The following is an 18198-nucleotide window of genomic DNA, read 5'->3' on the forward strand; positions in this document are numbered from 1 at the left end:
GGCCTCAGACCAGGTCGAGTTGCACGGTGTTCAGCGTCGTGGCGGCCGCGGGCGGGCCGTCCTGGCCGCCGCCCTCGACACCGGCCGCCGCGACCTTGTCCAGCGTCGCGAGCCCCGTCTCGTCGATGGTGCCGAAGACGGTGTAGTTCGGCGGCAACTGGGAGTCTCCGTAGACCAGGAAGAACTGGCTGCCGTTGGTGTCGGCGCCGGCGTTGGCCATGGCGATCGTGCCGCGCGGGTAGAGCACGGGCGACTGCAGGCCGGCGGGATCGTCGCCGTACTGATCGGTGGGGAACTCGTTGGCGTACTGGTAGCCGGGACCACCGGTGCCGGTGCCCGTGGGGTCACCGCACTGCAGCACCTTCAGGCTGTCCGCGGTGGTGAGTCGGTGGCAGGTGGTCCCGTCGAAGTACTGCTGCCCCGCGAGCGAGGCGAAGCTGTTCACCGTGCAGGGGGACTCGGTGGCGTTCAGCGACAGCCCGATGTTGCCCTGCGTGGTCTCCATGCTGACGCTGACGTTCTCGTCCGTCGTGGGAACGTTCTCCGTCTGCGGCGGGGTGTTGGGCTTCGCGGCCTGGCCTGCTGTCGGATACGCGCAGCTCACGGTCTCCGCCAGCGGGGTGGACCGACCGGCGGGCAGCTGGCCCTCGGGCGTCGGGGCGGACGAGGTCTCGGCGGCCTGCGTGGTGGCGTCGTCTCCGCCGCGCGTCACCCCCACCGCGACGGCGATGCCACCGAGGACGACGACCGCCGCCACGGCGATCCCGGCGATCGTGGTCTGCTTGCGGCGGCGGGCGCGGGCGGCGCGATTGGCCAGCTGGCGGTCGAGCTTGCGCTTGGCGGCTTCACGACGCTGTTCGTTGGTCGGCACGAGGCGCGGTCCTACTCTCGTCTGGGGAACGGTCGGGGCAGCAAGAGTCTGCCAAACCCACCTGAGAAGAGCCCGAGGCGGTGCTGAGCCTAGAGTGGAACGACCTCCGTCGCCGACATCAGGAGTCCTGCTCGTGCGCGTCACCGGATTCCCCGCCGGTCTCTTCCAGACCAACTGCTACGTCGTGGCCCTCGACGGGTCGAGCGACTGCCTCGTCGTCGATCCCGGTCAGGACGCGGCGGGTCCGCTGATCGATTTTCTCGCCGAGTCCGCGTTGACCCCGGCGGCGGTGCTGTTGACGCACGGGCACCTGGACCACATGTGGGATGCCACGCCGATCTGCGAGCGCTACGACGCTCCGCTGTACGTGCATCCGGGGGACCGGCACCTGCTCACCGACCCGGCCGCGGGGATCGGGCCGACTCTGTCGCCGCTGATCGCGGGTGTGCAGTTCACCGAGCCGACCGTGGTGCACGAGCTCGAGCACGGCCGCGACGTCGAGGCGGCGGGTATCGCGGTGTCCGTCACGCACACCCCGGGTCATACGCAGGGATCGGTGGTCTTCGGGGTCGACGCCGGCTCTCAGCGCCTCGTGTTCTCGGGCGACACGCTCTTCGCCGGCTCCATCGGCCGCACCGATCTCCCAGGCGGTGATCACGGACAGTTGCTGCGGTCCATCGCGGACCGGCTCCTGCCGCTGGCCGACGACGTCGCCGTTCTGCCCGGGCACGGCGAGGCGACCAGCATCGGCGCCGAGCGCGCGGGGAACCCGTTCCTGATCGGATTGCGGACCGAGCACGCGTGAGCGTGAACCGTTCTCCGCGCCCCCGGCGCACCGCACCGACGCGCCCCCGGCGCACCGCACCGACGCGCCCCCGGCGCACCGCACCGACGCGCCCCCGGCACACCGCACCGACACGAGGACACCGATGAGCAAGAACGACCGGACCTTTGCCGCCCCGAAAGGCGTACCGGACTACCTCCCCCCGGACTCGGCCACCTTCGTGGCCGTGCGCGACGGCCTCACCGCCGCGGCACGGGCCGCCGGCTACGGGCACGTCGAGTTGCCGGTGTTCGAGGACACCGCCCTGTTCGCACGCGGCGTCGGCGAGTCGACCGATGTGGTCAGCAAGGAGATGTACACCTTCGCCGACAAGGGTGATCGCAGCGTCACTCTCCGGCCGGAGGGGACCGCGGGGGTCATGCGCGCGGTCATCGAGCACGGCCTCGACCGCGGGGCCCTGCCGGTGAAGGTCGCCTACTCGGGCCCGTTCTTCCGCTACGAACGGCCTCAGGCCGGCCGGTACCGCCAGCTGCAACAGGTCGGGGTGGAGGCGATCGGTGTCGACGACCCGGCGCTCGACGCCGAGGTCATCGCCGTGGCGGACGCGGGGTTCCGGAGCCTCGGACTCACCGGGTTCCGGCTCGAGGTCACCTCGCTGGGCGACGACACCTGCCGGCCGCAGTACCGAGAGCTGTTGCAGCAGTTCCTGTTCGACCTGCCGTTGGACGAGGAGACCCGTCGGCGGGCGGAGATCAATCCGCTGCGGGTGCTCGACGACAAGCGTCCGCACGTGCGCGAGATGACCGCCGATGCACCGCTCATGGTCGACCACCTGTCGGACTCCGCGCGCGAGCACTTCGACACCGTGCTCGCCCACCTCGACGCGATGGGTGTCCCGTACACGCGGAACCCGCGCATGGTGCGCGGGCTCGACTACTACACCAAGACCACCTTCGAATTCGTGCACGACGGCCTCGGTGCGCAGTCGGGCATCGGCGGCGGCGGCCGCTACGACGGGCTCATGGCCCAACTGGGCGGGCAACCGCTGTCCGGCATCGGGTTCGGCCTCGGCGTCGACCGCACGGTGCTCGCCCTCGCGGCGGAGGGCGTCACGCCGGTGGACACCGCCCGGTGCGAGGTCTACGGCGTGCCGCTCGGCAGCGAGGCGAAGGTGCGCCTGGCCGTGCTCGCGCAGCGACTCCGCGCGACCGGAGTGTCGGTCGATCTGGCCTACGGCGACCGCGGAATGAAGAGCGCGATGAAGGGTGCCGACCGGTCCGGCGCACGGGTCGCGCTCGTCCTCGGCGACCGCGACATCGAGGCCGACGAGGTCGGAGTGAAGAACCTCGCCACCGGGGAGCAGGAGGCCGTTCCGACCACGGACGTCGTCGCCCGCGTGACGGCCCTGCTCGGCCGAGGCGCCTGAGCGCCGTGCCGGACCGGAGCGCGGTCGCCCTCGACCTGGTGCCGCCCGAGTTGATCCTGCCGCGTCTGCGGGTCGCCGCCGGCATCTTCGCGGGATTCGGGCTCGTGCTCGGGCTCGTCGCGGCGATCCTGCTGACCCCGGAGGTCGGTCTCGCGCTGGCGCTCGCCCTCGTCGCATCGGCGGTGTGGGCGGTGATCTCCGGTGGCCGTCGACGGCTGTGGATCGACCACGGCGTGGTCTCCCGGCGTGGGGCGCTGCGCACCCGGCGGGTGAACGTCACCGACGCGACGACCGTGGAACTGGTGGTCCGGGTCGCTCGGGTCAGTCAGGTGGTGCTGCGGGTGGGCGACGACGGCACCACGGTGACGGTGCCCCTCGCGCTCTACACCGGCGACAGCGGACGCGAACTGGGGCCGGTGGCCCTCCGCGCGATCGCCGACGCGTTGGCGCGGTCCTCGACGGCCCCCGCGGTCGCGATGGCGTCGGTGCTGATCACGCAACTGCGCGCCGAGGCCCGCGACGCCGGAGCCGCCGAGCGGCCGTTGCATCGCGCCGTCGGTGTCATCGAGCGGGCCGGCCGTACCCCGCTCGGAACCCTCACCGACGCCGAGGTCGCTCGTCTCGTCGACTGACCCACCGCGACCGACCCTGCCTACGTGGCCGGGTAGCTGCCTACGTGGCCAGGTAGGCGTCGAACACCGTGTCGGAGCCGTGCCGTGCACCGGAGGTGACCACGAGAGCGCGGTTCAGATATCCCAGGGTGCGTGACGCCGTCGACACGTCGAGGGTCCCGCGAAAGTAGTAGGTGGCCGAGTCCACCTCGTCGCCGCGATCGAGAGCGCCGATCACCTCGGCGGTGCCGAAGAGGAACCCCCGCAGCGTCAGGCGCATCACCTCGCTGCCCTCCTCGGCCGCGGCGACGAGATCGATGGCGTAGGAACTCGAGCCGTCCGCTCGCACGAGGCGGGACTCGGTACCGACGGGCTGTACCACCGCATCGATGCCGGGTCCCGTCAGCAGCCCGCCGGACACGGCGGCCACCGTGTGCGCACCGGACGGTGTCTCACCCACGGACACCGGATCCGCGGTGCGGATCACGAGGCGGAACAGCGGTTCGAGGGTGGGGGAGACGGGATCGAGCGGCGAGGGGGCGTCGGCTGTGGTCACGCGCCCGACGCTAGCGGACCTCGATGGCTGCGGCGCCACGCGCTGAAGGAACGCACCGACTCGGTGCTCGGCCGGACGAGCCAGGGCCAGGGATGGACCTCGACGGGCGCGAGCGTCGCGGCACGTCGCGCGAATCCGGGCACCGGCGCGTGCGTGACGGCCAGGGACCGCCCGGCCAGTTCGTCGGTCACCGCGCCGCGCCGCACCTCCAGCGGGCGGGTGTCGCCCAGTTCGCCCAGCGTCTCGGCGAGGAACACCAGCCGCTTACCGGACAGGCGCAGCCGACGGAGCAGCGGTTCGTCGAAGACGAACACCGCCGGACGGGCGTCGTCCGCGGCGAGCGCGGGGTCCTGCTCACCCAACGATTCCGCGGTGAGCCACACCTGCTCGGCGGAGCCCCCGTCCACCTCGGCCGGACCGGCCGGCACCGGACCCGACCCGAGATCGGGCCCGTCGACGCGCGGACCGGCGTCGGCGTCGGGCCAGTCCTCCACGGGGCAGGCGGCGTTCAGGGCGCAGTCCCGACACAGCGACGGGGCCCGTTTGCGCACCTGCCAGCGACTGAACCCGTAGACCTTGCCGCCGCCGGTGCCCACCGTCCACTGCCAGCCCAACCGGTTGGCGGCGCGGGATCCGTCGAGCAGGTGCGAGAACATGCGGTCCTCGCCGTCACGCCAGTCCGCACCCGCTCGCACGGCCCACTGCGACGCCAACCACATGCGGGTCTGATTGACCAGCCACCCGTCGTCGTGCAGCTCGCGCACGGTCTCGTCCATGCAGCGCATCTCGGTCGGCCAGGGATCGTCCGCCCACACGTCCGTCGGCCGACGCGGCGGGCGGGGTTGCTCGCGAACCAGCGTCGAGCCCAGCGTGGTGCCCACTCGGGCGTAGAGATGCCGGGCGAATTCCTGCCACAGCAGCTCGTCCCGGTACTTGCCGCGATCGCGCGCCGGGGCGTCCGCGACGGCGTCCCACACCTCCCGCAGGGAGAGCAGTCCGTGCCGGATGTAGGGCGACAGACGGCTCGCACCGCGACGGGCCCGCGGGAGCACGGTGCTCCGATCGCGGGCGTAGCCGGTGACATCGAGCAGCGCGAGGGCGGAGTCCGCCGCGCTCTGCCCGCCACGGGCGACCCCCGCCGCGATGTCGGACGGATCCTCGAGGGCGAGGTCGCCGAGGTGCTCGGCCACCCACCGGACGACATCGGCGGGCTCCGCACCGGCAGCGAGGCTCGGTGGGGTGGGAAGGCGCGTCATGACTCGACAGTACGGGTCGGCCGACGACGGCGAACGAACATCTGTTCGACGTCGTCGGGGGATGCGAGGTAGGGTTCGCTTCGACCATATGTTCGGACGGGAGGGCTCGGATGCGGTGGGACGCGCAGACGCTCGACGCCCCCGACGGTGCACTGCCGGGGCTGGAGCGCTCCGGCCTGGTGCGCGCGGGCCTGATCCGCACCGTGCGCACCCCGCAGTTCGAGGGCATGACCTTCCACGAGGTGCTGTGCAAGAGCGCCCTGAACCGGGTGCCGGAGCAGTCCCGGTTGCCATACTCGTGGACCGTCAACCCGTTCCGCGGATGCACGCACGCCTGCGCCTACTGCTTCGCTCGGCCCACGCACGAATACCTCGAACTGAACGCGGGACGGGACTTCGACTCGCAGATCGTGGTGAAGACCAACGTGGTCACCGTGCTGCGCCGCGAACTCGCGCGAGCGTCCTGGAAGCGCGAACCGGTGGCGCTGGGCACGAACACCGACCCCTATCAGCGCGCCGAGGGTCGGTACGAGCTGATGCCCGGCATCGTGCGCGCCCTCACCGAGTCCGGCACACCGTTCTCGATCCTCACCAAGGGCACGATGCTGCGGCGGGACCTGCCTCTGCTGGCCCTCGCCGCGCAACAGGTCGACGTCCGGGTCAGCGTGAGTCTGGCCGTCCGAGACCCGGATCTGCAGTCGTCGCTCGAGCCGGGCACGCCGTCCCCCCGAGCGCGTCTGGATCTGGTGCGGGCCATCACCGAGGCGGGGCTCGGGTGCCACGTGCTCATCGCCCCCGTCGTGCCGTTCCTCACGGACAGTCCCGCGCACCTCGACGCGCTCATGGCGGACCTGCGCGACGCCGGCGCGACCGGCGCGACGGTGATGCCGCTGTACCTGCGGTCGAGCACGCGCGAGGTGTTCCTGGCCTGGTTGGGGGAGAACCACCCCGCCCTGCTGCGGCGGTACCGGACGCTCTACGGGCGCGGCGCCTATGTCAGCGACGAGTACACGACATGGCTCCGCGGCAAGGTCGAGCCGTTACGCCGCAAGCATCACCTGACCGGGGTCGATCCACTGGCGGCCCGGCCGAGGCCGGCTCCGCGCCGGGCGGCCGACACACCGCAACCCACCTTGTTCTGACCGGTGGCGCCGCGCGGTCGGGCGTCAGAAGTCGGGCGTCAGACCGAGGTGTTCGAGGTACCGCCGGGCGGAGCGCACCACGGCGCCGCGACCGTCGGACTCGACCACCTTGCCCCACCAGGCGCCGTGGACGGTCTCGAACTCGAGGTCCCGCAACAGGCGGACGGTGCGGCGCACCGTGTCGGGATGCTCGGGAATCAGGTTGGGGTAGCTGTACATGAACGACACCCACCGCCGGTCCGCGACCACCTGCACGATGTCGCCGGAGCAGAGATCCCCACGTCCGTCCGGGCCCGGCCAGTGCAGGACGGTGCCGCCCGCGAAGTGCACCCGCGTGTTGATCAGCGTGCGGCCCGGCAGGATCTCGAGGGTGTCCCCGTCCCAGGTCCGGACGGATCCGCGGCGAGGGATCCACTGCCGGTCGCCGGCGTGGACGTAGATCGGAGCGCCGTCGAAAGCGTCGCTCCACTCCACCATGGCGCTGTAGTAGTGCGGGTGGGACAGGGCGATCGCGGCGACGCCGCCCAGCTCGGTCACGCGGGCGACCGCGGCATCGTCGATGCTGGACACGCTGTCCCACAACACGTTTCCGCCCTCGCCGGGGACGAGGAGGGCGCGCTGGCCGATGGCGAAGCCGGGCTCGCTGCCGATGCCGGTGAGGCCGGTGGTCTCCTGTCGCACCACCGTGCGGTGCTCGGCGGAGATCTCGGCGACGGTGGTCCACCGCTGTCCGCCCGCACCCACGTACTGCCGATCGTCGGTGCAGATCGGGCAGACCTCCGGGTCCACCTCGTCGTACTGGACCCCGCACGTGACGCAGACGGGCAGGCCCTCGCGGGTGGAGTCGCCCGGCGGCGTCATCGGATGGACGACGGGTCGTCGAGGTCTCGTGCGGAGTAGGTGTCGCACGCGGCGACCTGCCCGGTGCGGTAGCCGGCGGTGAACCACGCCTGCCGCTGCGCGGACGAGCCGTGCGTCCATCCCTCGGGGTTGACCCGGCCCGACGACGCCTGCTGGATCCGGTCGTCGCCCACCGACGACGCGGCGGACAGCGCATCCGCGACGTCGCGATCGGTGAGCGGCTCGAGCAGCGGTTCCGAGCCGCCCGGTGCGGGCTCGTCGTCCGCGCGGTTGGCCCACACACCGGCGTAGCAGTCCGCCTGCAACTCCGTACGGACGGCGCCCGACTCGGCACCGGCGGGATCCGCCTGAGCGCGGCCGATGTCGCCGAGCTGGTTCTGGATGTGGTGTCCGAACTCGTGCGCGACCACGTACTCCTGCGCCAGGGGACCGCCGCTCGAGCCGAACCGGTCGACGAGCACCTGGAAGAAGTCGGTGTCGAAGTACGCCGTGGAGTCCGCCGGACAATAGAACGGACCCACCTCCGAGGTGGCGTTCCCGCAGCCGGTGGAGACGGACCCACGGAAGATCTGCACCTCGGGCTGCACGTAGGCGACGCCGGTCTGTGCGGCGAGCTGGGCGTCCCACACCTGGTCGAGACTCTGCACGGTGGCCGTGACGCGGCAGTCGACGTTCGCGTTGGCGTCGGCACCGGTCTCGCAGTTCTCGATCGCTCCGGCCGCTCCGGCGTCCTGCGTCGTGCCGGCGTCGCCCCCGAGTCCACCGAGGACCTGCGACGGGTCACCGCCGAGCAGCAGCGCGATCACCACGACGACGATGCCGCCGAGCCCGCCGCCCACGGCGATGCCCTTGCCGCGACCGCCGGAGGACCGCTGGACACGGGAGGAATCGATCCGCGCATCGGGGTCGAAGGTCATCGGTCACCACTTTCTCGAGGCGTGTGCGAGTCACAGCTTCGCACGTGACCTCCACCGACACGGTGCCGTTTCCCGCGGCGCCGTTTCTCCCGGCGTCGAGGTCACCGCGCGTGGTCCGTAGGATCGTCCCCTGTTCCCGTTCATCCCCGGAAGGACTCCAGTGCTGCGCACGCACCTCGCCGGCTCGCTTCGAGCCGAGCATGCGGACCGACAGGTCACACTCACCGGATGGGTCGCGCGTCGCCGCGACCACGGCGGGGTGATCTTCATCGATCTCCGCGACGCGTCGGGTGTGGTGCAGGCCGTGTTCCGCGACGGCCCCGCGGCCGAGCAGTCGCATCGCCTGCGCGCCGAGTTCTGCGTCCGCATCACCGGCACCGTCGAGATCCGCCCCGAGGGCAACCAGAACTACGAGATTCCCACCGGCGCCGTCGAGGTGAACGTCACCGAGCTCGAGGTGCTCGGCGAGAGTGCGCCGCTGCCGTTCCAGCTCGACGAGAACCCGGGCGAGGAGGCGCGTCTGAGGTACCGCTACCTCGACCTGCGCCGAGAGGGGCCGGGCAAGGCCATCCGGTTGCGCTCGAAGGTCAACGCCGCCGCCCGGGAGGTGCTGGCGCACCACAGCTTCGTCGAGGTCGAGACGCCGACGCTCACGCGGTCCACGCCCGAGGGTGCCCGTGACTTCCTGGTCCCCGCCCGCCTGCAGCCGGGCAGCTTCTACGCGTTGCCGCAGAGCCCGCAGCTGTTCAAGCAACTGTTGATGGTCGGTGGCATCGAGCGGTACTACCAGATCGCGCGCTGCTACCGCGACGAGGACTTCCGTGCCGACCGGCAGCCGGAGTTCACCCAGCTCGACGTCGAGATGTCGTTCGTCACCCAGGACGACGTGATCCTCCTGGCCGAGGAGATCCTCACCGCGCTGTGGAACCTGGTGGGTCACGAGATCGACGGTCCGATTCCGCGCATGACCTACCACGAGGCGATGCGCCGCTTCGGCTCCGACAAGCCCGACCTGCGATTCGGGGTCGAGCTCGTGGAATGCACGGAGTACTTCGCCGACACGCCGTTCCGGGTGTTCCAGGCGCCCTACGTCGGGGCGGTGGTCATGCCCGGCGGCGCCGCGCAGCCGCGTCGGCAGCTCGACGCGTGGCAGGAGTGGGCCAAGCAGCGCGGCGCGAAGGGACTGGCGTACGTCCTGATCCAGGAGGACGGCACCCTGGGTGGACCCGTCGCCAAGAACCTGTCCGACGCCGAACGCGATGGGCTGGCCGCGCACGTCGGCGCGCAACCGGGCGACTGCGTGTTCTTCGCCGCCGGTCCCGCCAAGGCGCAGCGAGCCCTGCTCGGCGCGGCGCGCGGCGAGATCGCCCGCAAGCAGGGCCTGATCGACGAGAACGACTGGGCATTCGTCTGGATCGTCGACGCGCCGCTGTTCGAGCCGACGTCCGAGGCCACCGCCAGCGGCGACGTCGCCGTCGGGTCCGGGTCCTGGACCGCCGTGCACCACGCGTTCACCTCGCCGAAGCCGGAGTCGATCGACACCTTCGACACCGACCCGGGGTCCGCCCTGGCCTACGCCTACGACATCGTCTGCAACGGCAACGAGATCGGTGGCGGCTCCATCCGTATCCACCGCAAGGACGTCCAGGAACGCGTGTTCGCGATGATGGGCATCGATGCGGAGCAGGCGCAGGAGAAGTTCGGGTTCCTGCTCGACGCGTTCGCCTTCGGAGCGCCCCCGCACGGCGGCATCGCCTTCGGCTGGGACCGCATCACCGCGCTGCTCGCCGGGGTCGACTCCATTCGCGAGGTCATCGCCTTCCCGAAGTCCGGCGGCGGCGTCGATCCGCTCACCGACGCTCCGGCGCCGATCACCGCGCAGCAGCGCACGGAATCCGGCATCGATGCGAAGCCCGTCGTTCGCGGCGAGAAGGGCACCGCCGCCACGTAGGGTGCGGCATGCAGAACCTCCGGGTGACCAGTCCCGCCGACCGCACTCCGGACGTGCTCCGGACGCTCGACGACACCGCGGGCGTGGCGACCGTCTCGGTGATGCGCGGCGCGTCCGTCACGCCCGCCGGCGACGTCGTCGACGTCCTGCTCGCCCGCGAATGCACCGACGGGGTGATCGCCGCACTGCGTCGACTCGGCCTCACCCACGATGGTGCCATCTCGTTGACCTCGGCCGAGACGGTGCTGGCCGACGCGGCCCGGGAGGCCGAGAGACGAGCTCCCGGCGAACCCGACGACGCGATCGTCTGGGACGAGTTGATCGCCCGCACTCGTGAGGAATCGAGTCTCAACGCCACCTTCCTGGCGTTCCTCACCATCGCGTGTCTGCTGTCGGCGATCGGGGTGGTTCTCGACTCCCCGGTCACCATCGTCGGCGCGGTCGTCGTCGGCCCGGAGTTCGGCCCGCTGGCCGCCCTCGCCGTCGGGCTGGTGCGCCGGCGAGGGTCCATGATTCGGCGGTCGCTTCTCGCCCTGACGGTGGGCTTCCCGGTGGCCATGGTGGTGACCGCTCTGGGTGCGCTGGCCGCGGAGGCCGTCGGGTGGGTGCGTTCGGAGTCGATCGACGACCTCGAGCAGGTCGACTTCATCTATCAGGTGGGGCCGTTCTCGCTGGTGGTCGCGCTGCTGGCGGGCGCGGCAGGAATGCTCGCCCTCGTCTCGTCGAAGTCCGCCGCCCTGGTGGGTGTCTTCATCTCGGTGACCACCGTCCCGGCGGCGGGATTCGCGGTCGTGGCGGCGACGGTGGGGTCGTGGCGCATCGCCATGCTCTCGGCGGGGCAGCTCGGCATCAACCTGGTGGGCATCGTGGTGGCGGCGTCGCTCGTGTTGTTGCTCCATCGACGATCTCGTCGACTGCGAGTCAATTAACATGCGGGCATGGACGCCGTGCCGAAGCGCATTCTGGGGACCGCGGTCGCCGTGGCCCGCCTCTATCACCGGATGGAGACCGATCGACGTGCACCGCTTCCTGCCGGCCCGGTTCTCTTCGTCGCCAACCACGGGTTCGGCGGCGTGTTCGATCTCAACGTCCTCGCGTTCTACTCCGCCTACGAGCGCATCGGTGGTCGCCGCACGGTGACCGTCCTGACGCACCAGATCGCGTGGACCCTGAAGGTGGGACGGCTGGTCGAATCGTTCGACGCCACCCCGGCCAACCATCGCAACGCCGTGAACGCCTTGCGATCGGGCAGCCACGTGTTGGTGTTCCCGGGCGGTGACATCGACGGCTTCAAGCGGTGGAGCGACCGCAACCGGGTGTTGTTCGAGGGTCGCACGGGTTACGCGCGGGTGGCCGTCGAGGCGGGGGTGCCCATCGTTCCGGTGGTGACCGCCGGGGCCGGGGAGTCGCTCGTCGTGCTCGCGGAGGGCAGGCGTCTGGCCCGGTGGACGCGCGCGGACAAGGTGCTCCGAGTCAAGACCCTCGCCACCTCGGTGTCGATTCCGTGGGGACTGAACGTGGGGCTCGTCGGTCTGCTGCCGTACCTCCCCTTGCCGTCGAAGATCTCCACGACCGTGTTGCCACCGATGGAGCCGGCCGACGGCGAATCCGTCGAGGCGTTCGCCGCCCGCGTCCACCGTGCCATGGACGACGAACTGCAGGCGATGACGACGGAGAGGACCCCGATCGTGGGTTGACCCACGCCCGGTAGGTTCCTCTGTCGTGGACCGAGCAGCCGGGAACGCGACCGAGCACCCGTTCGCGACCCACGACGATGCACGCCTGCGCGCCGCGCAGGCGCGGGTCACGCGCGCCGTCGACGAACTCGGGGTGACGTTCGGGGGCGGGGACTCGGCCCCCGTGGGTCGGTGGGAGCTCGACACCGTCCCCCTGGTCCTGGACGCCGACGAGTGGACTCGGCTCGACGCGGGCGTCACCCAGCGGTCGCGACTGCTCGACGCGGTGCTGACGGACCTCTACGGCGAGCGCACCGTGCTCCGGCGCGGTCTCGTGCCACCGGAGGTGGTGTTCCGGCATCGCGGGTATCTCCGCGCCGCCCACGGCGTGACCGTGCCCGGACCCCATCGGCTGTTCTTCCACGCCGTCGACCTGGTCCGGGACGCCGAAGGTGACGTCCGAGTCCTGTCCGATCGCACGCAGGCGCCGTCGGGGGCGGGATATGCGCTGGCCGATCGGTCGATCCTCGCGCGCGCGGTGCCGGGCGAGTTCCGCGCGGTGAACCCGCGGCCCGTGGGCACCTACGTCGGCGCCGTCCGCGTCGCGTTGGTGGAGGCGGCGCCACCGGCGGCAGAGGATCCGACCGTGGTGGTGCTGAGTCCGGGGGCCGGCTCCGAGACGGCCTTCGATCAGGCCCACCTCGCGTCGGTCCTGGGGTTCCCGCTGGTGGAGTCCGCGGACCTGGTGGTGCAGGACGGCGCGGTCTGGATGCGGTCGCTCGGGCGACTGCGTCGTGTCCACGTGGTGGTGCGGCGCGTGGACGACGATCACGTCGATCCGCTCGATCTGCGGCCGGAGTCCCGACTGGGCGTGGTGGGACTGCTGGACGTGGCGCGCCGCGGCGCGGTCACCGTGGTGAACACCGTCGGCAGCGGCGTGCTCGAGAACCCCGCCCTGGCGGCGGCGGTGCCCGATCTCATGCGCGCGCTGCTGGGGGAGGAGCCGCTGCTGCCGAACGTCCCGACGTACTGGGCGGGAACGGACGCGATGCGATCCCATCTGCACGCTCGGGTGTCGAGCCTGGTCTTCCACGAGGCGACCACGGGAGCGACGGTGGTCGGCGCCCGCCTCACCGCCGCCGAGTCCGCGGACCTGCTCGCACGCGTCGACGCCGACCCGACGGCATGGTCGGCCCGGGAGATTCCGGATCTCGCGGCCTCCCCGGTCGGACCGGCCGGACACCGTCGCCCGGGCGTCGGCCTCGACGCGCGTCCGGTGGGACTGCGAGTGTTCGACGTCGCCACCCGCGCCGGCTACGTCACCATGACCGGCGGTCTCGGCCAGGTCCTCGTCACCGACCCGCTGACCGAGCCGATGACCAGTACCGCCGCCCGGGACGTCTGGGTGTCGCCCGGTCGCCGCGACTTCGACACCGCGACGCCGGTGCGTCGGGACGACGCCGCCCGCAGCGTGCGCCGTCGGCAGACCGCCGACCCGGTGTCCAGCCCCCGCGTGCTGAACGATCTGTTCTGGATGGGGCGCTACGCCGAGCGGGCCGAGAGCATCGGCCGGATGCTCGTCGCCGGCAACGGGTGCGTGCGGGAGTACGGCGTCGACTCGCCCGCGACCGGCGTGGTCCTCACGGCCGTGACGAGGGTGTCGGGCACCGACCCCGGGTTCTCGGCGGCGCACACCCGGGCCGAGGTCATCGCCGAGTTCCGATCGTTGACGGTGGACCCGCGCCGCCTCGGGTCGGCGGCGCAGTCGGTGGCCGCTCTGGCGCGCTGCGCGCGAGCGGTGCGGGACCAGCTCGGTCAGGACACGTGGGCGGTGCTGTATCGAGTCGATCAGGTGTTGGCCGAGGCCGCCGCCGCCTCCGTCGCCGACGAGGCCGCGCTCTGGGCGACCCAGAGTCGCGTCGTCGGTTCGATGCTGGCCGTGGCGGGACTGACCGCCGAGTCGATGGTCCGCGACCCGGGCTGGCACCTCATGGACCTGGGGCGACGGATCGAGCGCGCTGCCGGGATCACCGCGCTGGCCGCCGCGGCGATCGAAGGGGACCACCCGCCCGACGTCACCGAGATCGTCCTGTCCGCGGTGCTGTCCGCCGCGGACTCCTCGGTGACCTACCGGCGTCGGTACCGGGGCGCTCCGACGCTGGGCGCGGTGATCGATCTGGTGCTCGCGGACCCGATCAACCCGCGGTCCATCGTGTTCCAGATCGACCGCATCGCCGCCGATCTCGCCGCTCTGCCGGGGGCGGAGGTGACGTCCCGTCCGGTGCGGGCGCTCGACGTCCTCCGGACCACCGTGCGCCGCCTCGAACCGGGCGACGTCGACACCGAGAGCGGTCGAGCGGACCTGCGCGTGGTGCTGGACACCGTGCTCGACGATCTGGGCCGGCTGGCCGCCGCCGTCGTCGAGACACATCTCTCCGGCCCGGGCGGCACCCAGCCGTTGTCGGGCCACGGTGCCGGACGGGTGCTGTCGTGACCGCGACGGCGCCGTCGCACCCCGACGTGCGGTGGTACGCGATCACCCACATCACGGACTACCACTACTCGGCCCCGGTCACGTCGTCGTACGGGCGGGGGCACCTGTTCCCGCGCACCACCGAGACGCAGCGGTGTCTCGACGCCACGGTGACCGTGTCGCCGACGCCGACGGACGCGTCGTCGGGGGTGGACGTCCAGGGCAACGAGACCGTCTTCTTCCACGTGACGACGCCCCACGAGCACCTGCGGGTCACGGCGCGGTCGCTGGTCGCGGTGATCGCACCGGACGCGGCGCTGCGCACCACCGGCGCCGCCGCGGCGGCGTGGGAACGATCGCGGCCGGGCGGTCGACCCGACGCCGCACTGGACGTCGAGTTCGCGCTGGACCTGCATCCGCCCGAGATCACCGCCGAGGTGCGGGAGTACGCCGCCGTGTCGTTCCGGCCGGGGCGTCCGTTCGCGGAGGCGGTGTTCGACCTCCAGCACCGCATCCACGAGGACTTCACGTACCGGTCGGGATCGACCACGACGACCACCACCGTCGCGCACGTCATGGCCACCCGGACCGGCGTGTGCCAGGACTTCGCGCGAGTGGCGGCGGCGTGCCTGCGCTCGCAGGGGCTCGCCGCGCGCTACGTCTCGGGCTACCTCTCGACGAGCCCGCCCCCCGGCAAGGAGCGGATGGTCGGTGTCGACGCCAGCCACGCCTGGGTGTCGGTGCGATCGGCGGACGGGCGCTGGTTCGACGTCGACCCGACCAACGACCTGTGGTGCGACGATCGCTACGTCACCGTCGCCCGCGGCCGCGACTACGACGACGTTCCGCCGCTGCGCGGGATCATCTACACCGAGTCCGCTCGCAGCCGGATCGACGTCTCCGTGGACGTCGCCCCGGTGACACCCCCCGTGCGATAGGGTCGAGGAAACAGCACGAACGGGTTGTTTTCACGCGCCCGTTTCGGGGAACGCCCGAGTGTTCGAGCGCGGTCCGACCGCGCTCGTCGAGAACGGCGGCAGTCGCCGCACCAGACGACGGAAACGAGGAATGGCCCGGTGGGTTCCCCGAGGGACCGACCGGTCGACACACCGATGACGGCAATGCTGGCAGACCCGATCACCGAGGCCGTCGCCGCGGCGACGGCGCTTCTCACCCGCCGCACCGGAGCCCCGGTCACCCTGGCCGACCCCGTGGATCTCGGGGGCAGTGGCCGCACGGTCGTCCTGCGGGTGCGCGTCGCGGAGAATCCGTTCCTGCTGCCGCGCACGCTCGTGATCAAGCAGGTGCGCGAGAGCGCCCACGAGTCTCCCGCCCGCACCGGGCTCGGTGCCGGGGACGATTCGGCGTTCGTGCGCGAGGCTGCGTCGTACCAGTTCGCCACCGCGCTGGCCACCGATTCCCGCCCGGGCCCGTCCCTCATCGCGTACGACCTGACCGAGCGGCTTCTCGTGCTCAGCGATCTCGGCGACAGCGCGCCGTTCACCACGCTGCTCGGCCAACCGGACCCGGCCGCGGTCACCAACTCGCTGATGGCCCTCGCGCAGGCCCTGGGCCGGATGCACGCGGCCACGGTCGGTCGCGAGGAGGACTTCGGTGCCCTGCTCGCCCGTGCCGGCGTCACGCAGACCGGGGCAGGTCTGGGCGATCAGGTCAGCGCGGCGGAGACCGCCGTGCCGGCCCTCCTGGCCGACCTCGGAGTGGACGTTCCCCCGGCGGTGACCGACGCGGTCGGCCGCGCGGGCCGTCTGTTCGGTAGCGGAGGGCTGCGGGCCTTCTCGCCGTCGGACCTGTGCCCGGACAACATCATCGTCAACGACGAGGGCGTGCGGTTCCTGGACTACGAGTGGGGCGGTTTCCGGGACGCCACCCTGGACATCGCCTACACGGTGATGTCGTACCCCGGGTGTCTCTGTCGGCTCGAGCTGTCGCCGGAGCGCGCCGAAGCGATGGTGGAGGCCTGGCGTGCCGAGGTGGTCGGGATGTGGCCGCACCTCGCGGACGATGCCGTGCTGCACGCGAAACTGCTCGACGCCCAACTGATCTGGGCGTGGCTCACCACCTTCTGGTTCGTCCCGGACGACGACGCGCGCAACGCCGCCCTGCGCCGACACAACCTGTCCGTGCCGCGATCGGTCGCGCTGACCACGCGCTGGACCATCCTGGCCGACTACGCGCGGTCGGTGGGTCACGTCGACCTGGCCGACTTCGCCGACGACGTTCGAGACGCCCTGGGATCGCGGTGGGCGACGTCCTGAGCCCGGACGGTGCCCCGGACGACGGAGGGTTGTTCGAGCCCGCCGGCGTGTCGAGCGACGACGGGCCACCGACGGTGATCTCGGCACCGGCCGCCGGCCAGGGCGGCCCGTTGCCCGTCCGGATGCGCCCGGCCACCCTCGACGAGGTCGTCGGTCAACAGCACCTCCTCACACCGGGGGCACCGCTGCGTCGTCTCGTCGAGGGGTCCGGTGCGGCCTCGGTGCTGCTGTACGGCCCACCGGGCACCGGCAAGACGACGCTCGCCTCGCTGATCTCCGGGGCCACCGGCCGCCGGTTCGAGGCGTTGTCGGCGCTCTCGGCGGGTGTCAAGGACGTTCGCGCGGTCATCGACCTCGCACGTCGACGGGCGGCGCACGGTGAGCAGACGGTGCTCTTCATCGACGAGGTCCATCGGTTCTCCAAGACGCAGCAGGACGCTCTGCTGGCCGCGGTGGAGAACCGCATCGTCCTGCTGGTCGCCGCGACCACCGAGAATCCGTCGTTCTCCGTCGTCTCCCCGTTGTTGTCCCGGTCGCTGGTGCTCCAGTTGCGTCCCCTCACCGACGACGACGTTCGGGTCGTGCTCACCCGCTCCGTCACCGACCCGCGCGGTCTGAACGGCACCGTCACCGTCGACGACGACGCGCTCGATCACCTGGTGCGTCTCGCCGGTGGCGACGCCCGCCGCGCCCTGACGGCGCTCGAGGCCGCGGCGGACACCGCCGTCGGCCTCGCGGCGCAGGACCCTCCGGTGGTCGACCTGACGGCCGTCGAGACCAGCGTCGACCGGGCCGCCGTCCGCTACGACCGCGACGGCGACCAGCACTACGACGTCGTCAGCGCGTTCATCAAGTCCATCCGCGGGTCCGACGTCGACGCGGCGCTGCACTATCTGGCGCGCATGATCACCGCCGGTGAGGACCCGCGATTCATCGCCCGGCGGTTGGTGGTGCACGCGAGCGAGGACGTCGGGATGGCCGATCCGACCGCGCTTCTGTCGGCCACCGCCGCCGCCCAATCCGTCGCGTTGATCGGCATGCCCGAGGCGCGGCTCGCCCTCGCGCAGGCGACGATTCATCTGGCGACCGCACCGAAATCCGGTGCGGTCACGGCGGCGTTGGGGGCGGCGATGGCCGACGTCGCGGCAGGCAAGGCCGGTCCGGTGCCGCCGCATCTGCGCGACGGGCACTACGCGGGCGCGGCGGCCCTGGGGAACGCGCAGGGGTACGCCTTTCCCCACGACGACCCCGACGGCGTCCTGGCGCAGCAGTACCCGCCGGACGAGTTGGTCGGCGTCGATTACTACCGGCCGACGACCCACGGTGCGGAGCGCGATCTGGCGACACGAGTGGGCAAACTCCGGCGGATCGTGCGGCGGTCGTCGCGATAGGGTGACC

At 71.8% G+C, this 18198-nt stretch carries 16 protein-coding genes; 11 read left to right on the forward strand and 5 right to left on the reverse strand.

Translation table 11 applies throughout. The features are described from left to right. Nucleotides 1–4 precede the first annotated feature (4 nt). Nucleotides 5–871: a peptidylprolyl isomerase gene (locus RC2_RS12975; RefSeq protein WP_068150413.1), complete on the reverse strand. Its 867-nt coding sequence runs from the start codon at nt 869–871 to the stop codon at nt 5–7. Between the two features lie 133 nt (nt 872–1004). On the opposite strand from RC2_RS12975, the gene RC2_RS12980 reads away from it, so the two are divergent. From RC2_RS12980 to RC2_RS12990, 3 genes are all read left to right on the forward strand, one after another. Then, nucleotides 1005–1676: an MBL fold metallo-hydrolase gene (locus RC2_RS12980; RefSeq protein WP_068150416.1), complete on the forward strand. Its 672-nt coding sequence runs from the start codon at nt 1005–1007 to the stop codon at nt 1674–1676. A 124-nt stretch (nt 1677–1800) separates the two neighbouring features. After that, nucleotides 1801–3081 (forward strand): histidine--tRNA ligase, encoded by a 1281-nt coding sequence (gene hisS, locus RC2_RS12985; protein ID WP_068150419.1) that lies wholly within the window; start codon nt 1801–1803, stop codon nt 3079–3081. 5 nt (nt 3082–3086) lie between these two features. Then, nucleotides 3087–3713, forward strand: coding sequence for a hypothetical protein (locus tag RC2_RS12990; protein ID WP_068150422.1), 627 nt, complete (start codon nt 3087–3089; stop codon nt 3711–3713). Between the two features lie 40 nt (nt 3714–3753). On the opposite strand, the gene RC2_RS12995 is transcribed toward RC2_RS12990, so the two are convergent. Further along, nucleotides 3754–4248, reverse strand: coding sequence for a DUF3237 family protein (locus RC2_RS12995; RefSeq protein ID WP_068150424.1), 495 nt, complete (start codon nt 4246–4248; stop codon nt 3754–3756). Then, nucleotides 4245–5504 carry an FAD-binding domain-containing protein gene (locus tag RC2_RS13000; protein WP_068150427.1) on the reverse strand — a complete coding sequence of 420 codons (1260 nt, stop codon included), beginning with the start codon at nt 5502–5504 and terminating at the stop codon, nt 4245–4247. The genes RC2_RS12995 and RC2_RS13000 overlap by 4 nt, the downstream gene beginning before the upstream one ends. A gap of 110 nt (nt 5505–5614) precedes the next feature. Between RC2_RS13000 and RC2_RS13005 the strand changes: the two genes are divergently transcribed. Continuing rightward, nucleotides 5615–6646 (forward strand): Rv2578c family radical SAM protein, encoded by a 1032-nt coding sequence (locus tag RC2_RS13005; RefSeq protein WP_068150430.1) that lies wholly within the window; start codon nt 5615–5617, stop codon nt 6644–6646. A gap of 24 nt (nt 6647–6670) precedes the next feature. On the opposite strand, the gene RC2_RS13010 is transcribed toward RC2_RS13005, so the two are convergent. Both RC2_RS13010 and ypfJ read right to left on the reverse strand, forming a co-directional pair. Continuing rightward, complete coding sequence (locus RC2_RS13010; protein ID WP_068150433.1) at nt 6671–7507, reverse strand: MBL fold metallo-hydrolase; 837 nt, start codon at nt 7505–7507, stop codon at nt 6671–6673. Next, nucleotides 7504–8424 (reverse strand): KPN_02809 family neutral zinc metallopeptidase, encoded by a 921-nt coding sequence (gene ypfJ / locus RC2_RS13015; RefSeq protein WP_068150435.1) that lies wholly within the window; start codon nt 8422–8424, stop codon nt 7504–7506. The genes RC2_RS13010 and ypfJ overlap by 4 nt, the downstream gene beginning before the upstream one ends. Nucleotides 8425–8584: 160 nt before the next feature. On the opposite strand from ypfJ, the gene aspS reads away from it, so the two are divergent. The 7 genes from aspS to RC2_RS13050 all read left to right on the forward strand — a co-directional run bounded on the left by aspS (nt 8585) and on the right by RC2_RS13050 (nt 18191). Continuing rightward, the gene (gene aspS, locus RC2_RS13020) at nt 8585–10375 is read left to right on the forward strand and encodes an aspartate--tRNA ligase (RefSeq protein WP_068150439.1); all 1791 of its coding nucleotides are present in this window, start codon (nt 8585–8587) and stop codon (nt 10373–10375) included. 8 nt (nt 10376–10383) lie between these two features. Then, a complete protein-coding gene (locus RC2_RS13025) occupies nt 10384–11304 on the forward strand; it encodes a DUF389 domain-containing protein (RefSeq protein ID WP_068150441.1) in 921 nt (306 codons plus the stop codon). Between the two features lie 9 nt (nt 11305–11313). After that, the gene (locus RC2_RS13030) at nt 11314–12072 is read left to right on the forward strand and encodes a 1-acyl-sn-glycerol-3-phosphate acyltransferase (RefSeq protein ID WP_068150444.1); all 759 of its coding nucleotides are present in this window, start codon (nt 11314–11316) and stop codon (nt 12070–12072) included. Between the two features lie 25 nt (nt 12073–12097). Then, nucleotides 12098–14545 carry a circularly permuted type 2 ATP-grasp protein gene (locus RC2_RS13035; RefSeq protein ID WP_068150446.1) on the forward strand — a complete coding sequence of 816 codons (2448 nt, stop codon included), beginning with the start codon at nt 12098–12100 and terminating at the stop codon, nt 14543–14545. Next, a complete protein-coding gene (locus RC2_RS13040) occupies nt 14542–15462 on the forward strand; it encodes a transglutaminase family protein (protein ID WP_068150449.1) in 921 nt (306 codons plus the stop codon). The genes RC2_RS13035 and RC2_RS13040 overlap by 4 nt, the downstream gene beginning before the upstream one ends. Before the next feature lie 174 nt (nt 15463–15636). Next, entirely contained in the window at nt 15637–16800 is a 1164-nt protein-coding gene (locus RC2_RS13045) for a phosphotransferase family protein (protein WP_068150452.1), read from the forward strand. A gap of 47 nt (nt 16801–16847) precedes the next feature. Beyond that, nucleotides 16848–18191, forward strand: coding sequence for a replication-associated recombination protein A (locus tag RC2_RS13050; protein WP_371828698.1), 1344 nt, complete (start codon nt 16848–16850; stop codon nt 18189–18191). Nucleotides 18192–18198: the final 7 nt, after the last annotated feature.

Source organism: Rhodococcoides corynebacterioides NBRC 14404 (assembly GCF_001894765.1).
Classification (GTDB): Bacteria; Actinomycetota; Actinomycetes; order Mycobacteriales; family Mycobacteriaceae; genus Rhodococcoides; species Rhodococcoides corynebacterioides.